Below are 11735 nucleotides of genomic sequence, written 5' to 3'. Positions count from 1 at the left end.
TGTAACCAGCCCTTTCATCTGCAAAAATCAAAAGCATTTTTTATCCAGTGGATTTTTTCTCCGTCAATTCCCACTACATCAAAACGGCAGGGAGGAAATTCCCGGTATCCATGTACAGCCAGGTAAAACATTGCCACTCTGCTGATGATCCGCTGTTTTTCTCTCCCTACCGCCGCAAAAGAACTTCCACTTCTTCCGTTCTTTCTGTATTTCACTTCTACAAATACCAGATATCTTTCATCTTGTGCAATGAGATCAATCTCACCGCTTCGACAGCGAAAATTTTTTTCCCTGATCTGCAGTCCCCTCTTTTCCAGGAACACTGCCGCAATTTCCTCATAATAACTGCCCTTCTGTCTTTTATTTTCTTTCAGAAAAACATAACCTTTCTGTTTTTGATGTCGGTATCTTAAGTATCTTATCCGTTATACAAAATGTGTGATAAACGTTTTCCGGTGTATCGGACTTGGCCCGTATTTCTTCAGTGCTTCAATATGTGCTGCAGATCCGTAACCCTTGTTAGAGGCAAATCCATACTCCGGAAGAACTTTGTCATATTCTTCCATCATCCGGTCTCTGGTCACCTTTGCCACAATACTTGCCGCTGCAATGGATACGCTTTTTGCATCGCCCTTGATAATGGGTACCTGAGGGATCTGAACCTCCGGTATGGTAACTGCATCGTTCAAAAACAGCTGTGGCTGCACAGAAAGTTTGCTTATCGCCTGACGCATTGCCTCATAGGTTGCCTGCAGGATATTGATCTCATCAATTCTTTCCGGACTTGCCATTCCGATTCCAACAGAAACTGCACCTTCCAGGATCACATCATACAGCTCTTCTCTCTTTTTGGCTGTAAGCTTCTTGGAATCATTCAGCCATAAAATATCGCAGTCTTTCGGAAGGATCACCGCACAGGCTACAACCGGGCCGGCAAGCGGTCCTCTTCCCACTTCATCGATCCCGCAGAGATACCCAAGATGCTCATATTTATGTTCATATTCTTTCATGATTTCTGTGCGCGCACGTTCATTTTCCAGTGCCTGGAGCTTTTTACGATACTGCTGGATCAGTTTCTGTACACCGCTTCTTTCATCGTTTTCATAATGCTGAAAAAGGGCGTTGTATTCGCCCTCCTTCGCTGACGCAAAATGCGCCCTGATATCTTTCATTGTTTCCATTATGCTTCCTCTGTTCCTTTCGGAAATTCCAACGTTACTTTTCCAAGTTTTCCGGAACGGAATTCTTCCAGCAAAAGACGGGATGCTTTTTCATAATCAAGTTCTTCACCTTTTTTCAGACATCCTCTCGCTTTTGCAACTGCAGTAAGGATATCCAGCGGTTTCTGTCCTTCTTCCACGCTGTATCTCTCTTTGAGTGCTGCCGGGTAAAATTCCTGCAGATATCCGATCAGACCCAGGGCAAGCTCCTCAATATTCAGAATATCATCCTTTATAGAACCGATATAGGCAAGACGCATTCCAACTTCCTGATCTTCAAATTTGGGCCAGAGAATTCCTGGTGTGTCCAGAAGTTCCACACTTTTATTCAGACGGATCCACTGTTTTCCCTTCGTAACTCCCGGTTTATTTCCAGTCTTGGCACATGCTTTTCCTGCAAAAGTGTTAATAAATGTTGATTTTCCAACATTCGGGATGCCTGCTACCATGGCACGTACCGGACGGTTTTTGATTCCTCTTCTTCTGTCCCGCTCTGTCTTTTCCTTACATGCTTCTGTAATTGCCGCAGAAACAGCTTTCATGGAGCCTTTATTACGGGAATCGATACTTACCGCATAGATCCCTTTTTCTTTGAAATATTCCATCCAGGCACGGTTCTGTCTCTCATCGGCAAGGTCTGCTTTATTGAGAAGGATCATACGTGCCTTGTTTTTTCCGAGTTCATCAATATCCGGATTGCGGCTGGAAAGCGGAACCCTTGCATCTACAAGCTCAATGATCAGATCGATCAGCTTGATATCTTCCTGCATCTGGCGTTTCGCCTTTGTCATATGGCCTGGATACCACTGTACGTTCATAATTCACCTCATTTTTTATCTGATAAAACCTATTTTACTTTTGGGAGAAACTGTAAACCATATCTTCCCTACAATATATTTCTTGCTGATATTTCCAATATCGCTGAAACGGCTGTCCTCGCTGTTATTCCGATTATCTCCCAGAACAAAATACTCTCCACTTTCCAGTGTGATAGCACTGTCTGCAAGTCCGCCATCTGCGATTTCCTGATAAGCACCATTCTCTTCGTAAACATTTCCATTAATGTAGATCTGGCCTTCTTTTATCTGAACTGTTTCGCCTGGAAGGCCGATCACACGTCGGATATGCAAAGCCGCATCATCACTGGCACTTGTTTTAAAAACAATTACATCCCCACGTTTCGGAGATTTTATCTTATACAATGCTCTGTTTACAAAGAATTTCTGGCCTACCGAATACGTAGGTTCCATAGCACTCTCCTGCAATGTCACAGTCTGAAATGCAGAAATCGCAACCAGCACAGCAAATACCAGCGTTACGATAATCTCAAATACCCACTTGACGATCCCTCTTGTGCGGTCATCCCGAAGTCTTTCCCTTGCTTCGGAAACAGCTCGGCTTTCTTTCAGATCTTCAATTTTTCTCTTCTTATTTAATCCCATATTCTATCCCCTGTATGCATCATTATTTTGCATACCTCTTGATGTAAAAAGAGGGACAATAGCAAATGTTATTGTCCCTGCCTCTTTACTTATGAAATTATTTTACAAGCTCTTTAACCTTAGCTGCTTTACCTACGCGATCTCTCAGGTAGTTCAGTTTCGCACGGCGTACTTTACCATGACGGATAACTTCAACCTTAACTACGTGTGGGGAATGAAGCGGCCATGTTTTCTCAACGCCTACACCGTTGGAGCTCTTTCTTACTGTGAAAGTCTCTCTTGTACTTCCACCTTGTCTCTTAAGTACTGTACCCTCGAAGATCTGAACACGCTCACGTGTTCCCTCTTTGATCAGTGCGTGTACTCTTACTGTGTCTCCTACGCGGAACTGCGGTACTTCAGCTTTCAGCTGAGCGGACTCAATGTTCTTAATAATTTCGTTCATGTCTTTCTCTCCTTAATTATACTGGATGTTCTTAATACGCATGTGGTAACAGAGGACCATCTTTTTTCACAACATAAGTGATTATACACTAGATAATATTCTATTGCAAGAACTTTTTTCCTGAATTTTCGAGTTTGTTTACCAGCAAAGTACCTCATGTCCTGTCTCTGTGACAAGCACCATGATCTCCCATTGCGCAGACGGCAGGCCATCTTCTGTCCGCACTGTCCAGTCGTCAATCTCATCTGTATAAATTTCGTCAGATCCCATATTAACCATTGGTTCAATGGTAAAGATCATTCCCGGTACCATGAGTACACCTGTATCTTCTTTGGAAGTGTAACTTACCCACGGATCTTCGTGAAACTCAAGACCTACCCCATGTCCGCCGATTTCTCTGACAACTGTGTATCCATTCTCCACTGCGTGCTTGTGCACAGCACTTCCCATATTTCCGATCGGTGTCCATGGTTTTACCTGCTCAAGGCCAAGCTCTACACATTCTTTTGTCACACGGACAAGTTTTTCCTTCTCCGGGCTTACCTCTCCGATACAGAACATACGGGAGGAATCAGAAAAATATCCCTGATAGATGGTAGATACATCTACATTGACAATATCTCCTTCTTTTAAAACGATCTCTTCATCCGGGATTCCATGGCATACTACCTCGTTGATCGATGTGCATACGCTCTTTGGAAAACCTTCATAATTAAGTGGTGCCGGAATTCCACCATGACGTACCGTTTCTTCATGTACCCAGTCATCAATCTGCTGTGTGGTCACACCCGGTCCGATATGCTCTGCAACATAATCAAGAACTGCGATATTGATCTTACAGCTCTCTTTGATCTTTTCAATCTGTGCAGGTGTTTTAATCAGATCATGGTCAAGAACTGCATATCCTTTCTTTTTCATAAGTTCCATTTTTTCATCAAATGCTTCATGGCATTTTTTATATTTCTTTCCGCTTCCGCACCAGCACGGATCGTTTCTTTCGATTTTCTTTGCCATTTCTTTTCTCTCCTTTTGCAGTCTGACTCTCTGCTTTTTCTTTTGTATTTTACACAGGACATGAAGTGCTTTCTATTCAGCTGCATAACATCTGCCTGTTATATTCCTGCAGATCAATCTCTGCCTGATTTATCATAGCACAACTTTCATTTATAGAAAAGTACTCTTTGTGTTTTTGGTTTGTTTTATTTAACTTTTATGTTACTAATAATGTCGATTTTTTTCGAATTATATGAAGTTTATTGTTTTTTCAAAAACTTCGATTATAATAAAGTTATAAAATTTGTCTGTGGAAGGAGATTTACAAATGAAAAAGCTGAAACAATTATTACTTATCTTAGTATTGTCTCTGTCTTTAACTTCACCTGCTGTCATCCCGGCTATGGGAACAACTACCGTTTCTGCCGCCACTGTCAGGAAACCATCTCTCAGTAATTCAAAACTTACCATTTATACAGGAAAGTCTGTACTCTTAAAGGTAAATGGAACTTCTGGCAAAGTTAAATGGATTAGTCAGAATAAACGTATTGTGACCGTAGATTCCAAAGGTAAAGTCACTGCCAGGGGTGTCGGAAAGACCATCATTTTTGCCAAAACCGGGAACTATACATTACGCTGTCAGATTACTGTAAAAAAGAAAGTCGCTTCCAGGCCTCAGGTTCAGTCTTCCGTGTGGATTCCAGCTACAGGAAAAAAATATCATCGAATTCCAAACTGTGGAAATATGAATCCAAATCGAGCGCATAAGGTTACTCTTAGTCAGGCAAAACAGCGTGGCTATACTGCATGCAAAAACTGTTACCGATAAATAAACATAAAAAAGACCGCTGATTTATCTTTATCATGTATCTCTTATAAAGATAGGTCCGCGATCTTTTTATTATGTCCTATTATATGTAAATTATTTCTCTACTGCCGGCTGACGGTTACCCCCGGTAGCCATTACCCTCATTCTTCCAAGTGCACTGGATACTGCTGGTATGGAAATCACTGCAATTGTGAGTACTCCTTCCAGAAGAATATAGCTGTAATTGTAAATGATCGGATATAATGCTGTCAGAGACTTCGGAAAATTATCCGGCATATAATCCATCCAGTATAGATATCCGCCGAGCGCATGGAACGCACCCCTTGCCAGGATTGCTACAATGTAGGCTTTCAGAAGACCATATTTTTTTGATTTTGTAAATAATCCGGAAAATCCCATTGTCTCTCCTCCTTATGCCTAAATCGAGTTCAATGGTTAATGTTCAGGCTTCTTTGGTCTTACCCATTGTAGCATATGGAGAGATGAATGTAAATGAGGGGTGTGGGAAAACTTTTTTGTATGTGACGGTATGCATGTGACAAAAACGGGAGAGAAATCTGTGTGTTGATTTCTCTCCCGTTTTACTCTTTCCCTTGTAGCTTGAAAACTACATACATGTGTTTGTTGATGGTTAATCGTTTTTGTTGAATCAAATTTAACCTGCGTGCCGATTTGCCTTTTTTCACGGGCTCGCAGCTAAAGCTGCATCGCCTGTTCTTTTAGGCTACTCCAGCGGGGGTCATCTCACGACTCCGTCGTTCGATGTCATTTGCTTCGCAAATGTTCAAGTCAGCTAATGCTCATACGTCCACAAGCAAGCTTGCTCCCGTATGACCCTTACCTGCCTTGCCCGCTTCCTCGGCTGGTTGGTCAAGCCCTCACCCGATTAGTAACAGTCAGCTCCATGTGTTACCACACTTCCACCTCTGCCCTATCTACCTCGTCGTCTTCAAGGGGGTTTACTTCACTAAGAATGGGATATCTCATCTTGAGGGGGGCTTCACGCTTAGATGCCTTCAGCGTTTATCCCTTCCGGACTTGGCTACCCGGCCATGGCTTTGGCAAGCCAACCGGTCCACCAGCGGTTCGTCCATCCCGGTCCTCTCGTACTAAGGACAGCTCCTCTCAGATATCCTACGCCCACGCCGGATAGGGACCGAACTGTCTCACGACGTTCTGAACCCAGCTCGCGTACCGCTTTAATGGGCGAACAGCCCAACCCTTGGGACCTACTACAGCCCCAGGATGCGATGAGCCGACATCGAGGTGCCAAACCACTCCGTCGATGTGAACTCTTGGGAGTGATAAGCCTGTTATCCCCAGGGTAGCTTTTATCCGTTGAGCGATGGCATTCCCACTTAATACCACCGGATCACTAAGCCCTACTTTCGTACCTGCTCCACCCGTCGGTGTCGCAGTCAAGCTCCCTTCTGCCTTTGCACTCTTCGAATGGTTTCCGTCCATTCTGAGGGAACCTTTGGGCGCCTCCGATACCCTTTCGGAGGCGACCGCCCCAGTCAAACTCCCCGCCTGGCATTGTCCCACCGCCGGTTCACGGCGGCTGGTTAGAAGCCCAATATCACAAGGGTGGTATCCCAACAGCGGCTCCATAGCAACTGACGTCACTATCTCTCAGCCTCCCACCTATCCTGTACATGCAACACCGGACCCCAGTGCCAAACTGGAGTAAAGCTCCATGGGGTCTTTCCGTCCTGGCGCGGGTAGCCAGCATCTTCACTGGCACTTCAATTTCACCGGATGTATTGCCGAGACAGCGCTCAAATCATTACGCCTTTCGTGCGGGTCGGAACTTACCCGACAAGGAATTTCGCTACCTTAGGACCGTTATAGTTACGGCCGCCGTTTACTGGGGCTTAAATTCAAAGCTTCGACGTATGTCTAACCTCTCCTCTTAACCTTCCAGCACCGGGCAGGCGTCAGCCCATATACCTCACCTTTCGGTTTCGCATAGACCTGTGTTTTTGCTAAACAGTTGCTTGAGCCTATTCTCTGCGGCCTGCTCTCGCAGGCACCCCTTCTCCCTAAGTTACGGGGCCATTTTGCCGAGTTCCTTGGCAATACTTCTTCCGCCGGCCTTAGGATTCTCTCCTCATCCACCTGTGTCGGTTTACGGTACGGGTACAATATAAACAATAGCGGCTTTTCTTGACGCATGGCTCACGGGCTTCGTTACTATATTTCACTCCACATCACGTCTTCCCATTGCATGGCGGTTTTTCCTACCATACTGGTACCTCGCTTGTACCGGGCTTTCCATTCCCGGCTCCCGCTCTCCTTACGTGTCCCCACAGTTCTGTTATACTGCAGTACAGGAATATCAACCTGTTGTCCATCGGCTACGGCTCTCGCCCTCACCTTAGGTCCCGACTCACCCAGGGCAGATCAGCTTTACCCTGGAAACCTTGGATATTCGGCCTAGAGGATTCCCACCTCTATCTCGCTACTCATTCCGGCATTCTCTCTTCCATATAGTCCACAGCTCCTTACGGTACTGCTTCTTCCCATATGCAATGCTCCTCTACCAATCCTTACGGATTCCTTAGTTTCGGTGGCGCGTTTCAGCCCCGGACATTTTCGGCGCAGGACCTCTCGACCAGTGAGCTATTACGCACTCTTTGAATGTATGGCTGCTTCTGAGCCAACATCCTGGTTGTCTTCGAAATCCCACATCCTTTTCCACTTAACGCGCACTTTGGGACCTTAACTGTAGGTCTGGGCTCTTTCCCTTTTGACCGCCCAACTTATCTCGTGCAGTCTGACTCCCGGTGATATCTACACGGCATTCGGAGTTTGATATTCTTCGGTAGGCTTTGACGCCCCCTAGGAAATTCAGTGCTCTACCTCCGCAAGACTCACACCGAGGCTAGCCCTAAAGCTATTTCGAGGAGAACCAGCTATCTCCGGGTTCGATTGGAATTTCTCCCCTATCCACACCTCATCCCCACCCTTTTCAACGGATGTGGGTTCGGTCCTCCACTACCTCTTACGGCAGCTTCAACCTGGACATGGATAGATCACCCGGTTTCGGGTCTACTCCTACTGACTCTGGCCCTGTTAAGACTTGGTTTCCCTTCGGCTCCATCCCTTGAGGACTTAACCTTGCCAGTAAGCGTAACTCGCCGGACCGTTCTACAAAAAGTACGCGGTTGTGCTCATATGGCACTTCCACAGCTTGTAGACACAGGGTTTCAGGTTCTCTTTCACTCCCCTCCCGGGGTCCTTTTCACCTTTCCTTCACAGTACTATGCGCTATCGGTCACTAAGTAGTATTTAGCCTTAGGGGGTGGTCCCCCTTACTTCCCACAAGGTTCCTCGTGTCTCGTGGTACTCCGGATCCTGCTCAGTCAGCTTGGTTTTCACGTACGGGGCTTTCACCCTCTCTGGCCGGCTTTCCCAAAACCGTTCTGTTAACCTCGCTGAATCTTAAATGCAGTCCATGACCCCGGCATGCACGCACACCGGTTTAGGCTCCTCCGCGTTCGCTCGCCGCTACTTACGGAATCGATGTTTCTTTCTTTTCCTCCGGGTACTTAGATGTTTCAGTTCCCCGGGTTCCCTTCCATACGTTATGGATTGGCGTATGGATGCATGAGGTCTTCTCATGCGGGTTTCCCCATTCAGACATCTCCGGATCACGGGATATTTGCTCCTCCCCGAAGCTTTTCGCAGCTTATCACGTCTTTCATCGGCTCTTAGTGCCAAGGCATCCGCCCTGTGCCCTTATTGCTTGACCTTTCGCTTCATCACCCTAGCGTAGGTGATGCGGTCTCTTGATTCTCTGTCTTTAGATACTCACGTATCTTCCGACATGTGTTTGATTACTCTGTTCATAACAGATAAATCGATGTCTTCCTATCTTTGCGTTTGCATTAATTTCTTAATACTTTGCGTTTAAGGATATTTGATTAACTTAATCAAATCTCATGTATGCAGTTTTCAAGGTACAATGCTGACTGATGTTTTATCAGCCATTTAAAAAGAAAATATCTTTTCTTCTTAAATCACTGGTAAAACCAGCATCTATTTCATCAGGCTAAGCCTGCTTTTTCTTTTTTGATCTGGCGCCCACCTGCTCTCCCACACCGTCTCCAGTGCAGTACCATCGGCCGATTGGGTCTTAACCGTCGTGTTCGGGATGGGAACGGGTGTGTCCCCCAACCGCATCGGCACCAGAAATCTTTCAGCTTGATAGCTAAACAGTAAAACACATCTTCTCTACTTTTTCCTTAGAAAGGAGGTGATCCAGCCGCACCTTCCGATACGGCTACCTTGTTACGACTTCACCCCAGTCATCGGTCCCGCCTTCGGCAGCTCCCTCCTTACGGTTAGGTCACTGACTTCGGGCGTTACTGACTCCCATGGTGTGACGGGCGGTGTGTACAAGACCCGGGAACGTATTCACCGCGGCATTCTGATCCGCGATTACTAGCGATTCCAGCTTCGTGTAGTCGGGTTGCAGACTACAGTCCGAACTGGGACGTTATTTTTGGGATTTGCCCACCCTCGCAGGTTCGCTTCCCTTTGTTTACGCCATTGTAGCACGTGTGTAGCCCAAATCATAAGGGGCATGATGATTTGACGTCATCCCCGCCTTCCTCCAGGTTATCCCTGGCAGTCTCCCCAGAGTGCCCATCTTATATGCTGGCTACTGAGGATAGGGGTTGCGCTCGTTGCGGGACTTAACCCAACATCTCACGACACGAGCTGACGACAACCATGCACCACCTGTCTCCTCTGCCCCGAAGGGAAGGAACGGTTAAGTTCCGGTCAGAGGGATGTCAAGACTTGGTAAGGTTCTTCGCGTTGCTTCGAATTAAACCACATGCTCCACCGCTTGTGCGGGTCCCCGTCAATTCCTTTGAGTTTCATTCTTGCGAACGTACTCCCCAGGTGGAATGCTTAATGCGTTTGCGGCGGCACCGAATGACTTTGTCACCCGACACCTAGCATTCATCGTTTACCGCGTGGACTACCAGGGTATCTAATCCTGTTTGCTCCCCACGCTTTCGAGCCTCAACGTCAGTTACCGTCCAGTAAGCCGCCTTCGCCACTGGTGTTCCTCCTAATATCTACGCATTTCACCGCTACACTAGGAATTCCGCTTACCTCTCCGGCACTCAAGACGGGCAGTTTCCAATGCAGTCCCGGGGTTGAGCCCCAGCCTTTCACATCAGACTTGTCCATCCGTCTACGCTCCCTTTACACCCAGTAAATCCGGATAACGCTTGCCCCCTACGTATTACCGCGGCTGCTGGCACGTAGTTAGCCGGGGCTTCTTAGTCAGGTACCGTCATTTTCTTCCCTGCTGATAGAAGTTTACATACCGAGATACTTCTTCCTTCACGCGGCGTCGCTGCATCAGGGTTTCCCCCATTGTGCAATATTCCCCACTGCTGCCTCCCGTAGGAGTCTGGGCCGTGTCTCAGTCCCAATGTGGCCGTTCACCCTCTCAGGCCGGCTATGGATCGTCGCCTTGGTAGGCCGTTACCCTGCCAACTAGCTAATCCAACGCGGGTCCATCTTATACCACCGGAGTTTTTCACACCGGACCATGCGGTCCTGTGCGCTTATGCGGTATTAGCAGTCATTTCTGACTGTTATCCCCCTGTACAAGGCAGGTTACCCACGCGTTACTCACCCGTCCGCCACTAGAAACCAGCTAAATCTGCCGAAGCTTCAATAAAAGGTTTCCCGTTCGACTTGCATGTGTTAAGCACGCCGCCAGCGTTCATCCTGAGCCAGGATCAAACTCTCTGATAAAATGTGTCAGCAATCCAGTGATGCTCGCATCAACTTGATTGCGGTTCACACTGATTAAGCCAGAGGCTTAAGAAGTGTTTGATTCGATCACTCAAGACAACCGTTTGGCTATCTCTCGTTTTTACTGCTTTTGGTTTGTTTAAACCGTTCTTTAAAATGTAAAGAAATTTTCGAGAATCGTATGTGTTTCACTGTTTAGTTATCAAGGTTTTTTCGTTCTGTCTCTCAGACAGCTCGTTTATTTTATCTCATCTCTTTTTGTTTGTCAAGTACTTTTTTCAAGTTTTTTCAAACATTTTTGAGTTAAGATTTTGTTGTCGTTTTGTTGACGACTTGGATACTTTATCATATCTTCTGTCTTTTGTCAACTGTGAATTTCATTTTTCTGAAATCCTTTTTAATTGTTTGCTTTTCAAAAACAATTATTTGCGACAGCTCAGTTATAATACCACTGGGAGTTATGCTTGTCAACCATAAAATTCAAATTTTTTTGGATTTTTTGGAAGTTTATCTTAAAGATGCAATTTTTCTTCTTCCATTCGCTGGTGGCGCTACGGCGGTCGCATTTTCAATGCGGTAAGTGCGAGGGAAGGCGATCTCAAAGTTCCGAAGCCCGAACGCCCTCCCTCGCGCTCCCACCCCGTTGGGCACGGAAAGGAGTGTTACATCTTTGATGTGTAACACGGTTGACTTTTGTCTGTATGCTGCGGTATTCAGAGTGGGACGCTGTGCCGATCTGGGTTCCTGGGTTCTTCGGCACTTATAGTGGAATGGTATACTGAGCTGGTTTCCGAATTCTTCAATATTTACAGTGGAACGTTATACTAATCTGGTTTCCAAACTCTTCAATATTTATAATGAGTCGTTATTCCAATCCTTCTTCTGGTCTCTTCGGTATCTGCGCTGAGACGCTACGCCGATACAGCTGCCCTTTCACAATCCCAGGACAGGACGCCCTGCGTCCGCTTCCGTCCCCTGCCCGGGTTTTATCTTTTTTCCTGCCGGCTGGAAGTGTCAGCCAGAGG

At 46.3% G+C, this 11735-nt stretch carries 7 protein-coding genes, 3 rRNA genes and 1 pseudogene; 1 reads left to right on the top strand and 10 read right to left on the bottom strand.

From position 1 onward, the window contains the following. Positions 1-14: 14 nt before the first annotated feature. From AC04Q6_RS00380 to AC04Q6_RS00355, 6 genes are all read right to left on the bottom strand, one after another. The gene (locus tag AC04Q6_RS00380; protein WP_118062510.1) at positions 15-374 is read right to left on the bottom strand and encodes a YraN family protein; all 360 of its coding nucleotides are present in this window, start codon (positions 372-374) and stop codon (positions 15-17) included. A gap of 51 nt (positions 375-425) precedes the next feature. Further along, the gene (locus AC04Q6_RS00375; RefSeq protein ID WP_021975834.1) at positions 426-1181 is read right to left on the bottom strand and encodes a ribonuclease HII; all 756 of its coding nucleotides are present in this window, start codon (positions 1179-1181) and stop codon (positions 426-428) included. Continuing rightward, positions 1181-2038, bottom strand: coding sequence for a ribosome biogenesis GTPase YlqF (gene ylqF / locus AC04Q6_RS00370; RefSeq protein WP_118062511.1), 858 nt, complete (start codon positions 2036-2038; stop codon positions 1181-1183). Before ylqF ends, AC04Q6_RS00375 begins: the two co-directional genes overlap by 1 nt. 15 nt (positions 2039-2053) lie before the next feature. Continuing rightward, complete coding sequence (gene lepB, locus AC04Q6_RS00365; RefSeq protein ID WP_021975832.1) at positions 2054-2662, bottom strand: signal peptidase I; 609 nt, start codon at positions 2660-2662, stop codon at positions 2054-2056. 97 nt (positions 2663-2759) lie between these two features. Further along, positions 2760-3107 carry a 50S ribosomal protein L19 gene (gene rplS / locus AC04Q6_RS00360; protein ID WP_015525316.1) on the bottom strand — a complete coding sequence of 116 codons (348 nt, stop codon included), beginning with the start codon at positions 3105-3107 and terminating at the stop codon, positions 2760-2762. 138 nt (positions 3108-3245) lie between these two features. Continuing rightward, positions 3246-4121 carry a methionyl aminopeptidase gene (locus tag AC04Q6_RS00355; protein WP_021975831.1) on the bottom strand — a complete coding sequence of 292 codons (876 nt, stop codon included), beginning with the start codon at positions 4119-4121 and terminating at the stop codon, positions 3246-3248. A 307-nt stretch (positions 4122-4428) separates the two neighbouring features. On the opposite strand from AC04Q6_RS00355, the gene AC04Q6_RS00350 reads away from it, so the two are divergent. Continuing rightward, the gene (locus AC04Q6_RS00350; protein ID WP_021975830.1) at positions 4429-4929 is read left to right on the top strand and encodes an Ig-like domain-containing protein; all 501 of its coding nucleotides are present in this window, start codon (positions 4429-4431) and stop codon (positions 4927-4929) included. A gap of 93 nt (positions 4930-5022) precedes the next feature. Here AC04Q6_RS00350 and AC04Q6_RS00345 read toward each other — a convergent pair. The 4 genes and pseudogenes from AC04Q6_RS00345 to AC04Q6_RS00330 all read right to left on the bottom strand — a co-directional run. Further along, positions 5023-5328, bottom strand: a pseudogene (locus AC04Q6_RS00345) (energy-coupled thiamine transporter ThiT); the annotation flags it as partial. A gap of 467 nt (positions 5329-5795) precedes the next feature. Continuing rightward, positions 5796-8683: ribosomal RNA gene (locus AC04Q6_RS00340) — 23S ribosomal RNA — on the bottom strand. A 323-nt stretch (positions 8684-9006) separates the two neighbouring features. After that, positions 9007-9124: ribosomal RNA gene (gene rrf / locus AC04Q6_RS00335) — 5S ribosomal RNA — on the bottom strand. Positions 9125-9180: 56 nt separating this feature from the next. Continuing rightward, positions 9181-10710: ribosomal RNA gene (locus AC04Q6_RS00330) — 16S ribosomal RNA — on the bottom strand. Together the 16S, 23S and 5S rRNA genes form the textbook arrangement of a ribosomal RNA operon. Positions 10711-11735 lie beyond the last annotated feature (1025 nt).

Source organism: Blautia sp. HA9023, assembly GCF_056504095.1.
Note: the sequence above shows the minus strand (reverse complement) of the source record. Positions and strands in the feature narration are given on the sequence as shown.

What these genes read in the sequence shown, in the direction of transcription:
- AC04Q6_RS00355 (WP_021975831.1), bottom strand. Translation starts at nt 4,121, where the DNA reads ATGGCAAAGAAAATCGAAAGAAACGATCCGTGCTGGTGCGGAAGCGGA.
- lepB (WP_021975832.1), bottom strand. Translation starts at nt 2,662, where the DNA reads ATGGGATTAAATAAGAAGAGAAAAATTGAAGATCTGAAAGAAAGCCGA.
- rplS (WP_015525316.1), bottom strand. Translation starts at nt 3,107, where the DNA reads ATGAACGAAATTATTAAGAACATTGAGTCCGCTCAGCTGAAAGCTGAA.
- ylqF (WP_118062511.1), bottom strand. Translation starts at nt 2,038, where the DNA reads ATGAACGTACAGTGGTATCCAGGCCATATGACAAAGGCGAAACGCCAG.
- AC04Q6_RS00375 (WP_021975834.1), bottom strand. Translation starts at nt 1,181, where the DNA reads ATGGAAACAATGAAAGATATCAGGGCGCATTTTGCGTCAGCGAAGGAG.
- AC04Q6_RS00350 (WP_021975830.1), top strand. Translation starts at nt 4,429, where the DNA reads ATGAAAAAGCTGAAACAATTATTACTTATCTTAGTATTGTCTCTGTCT.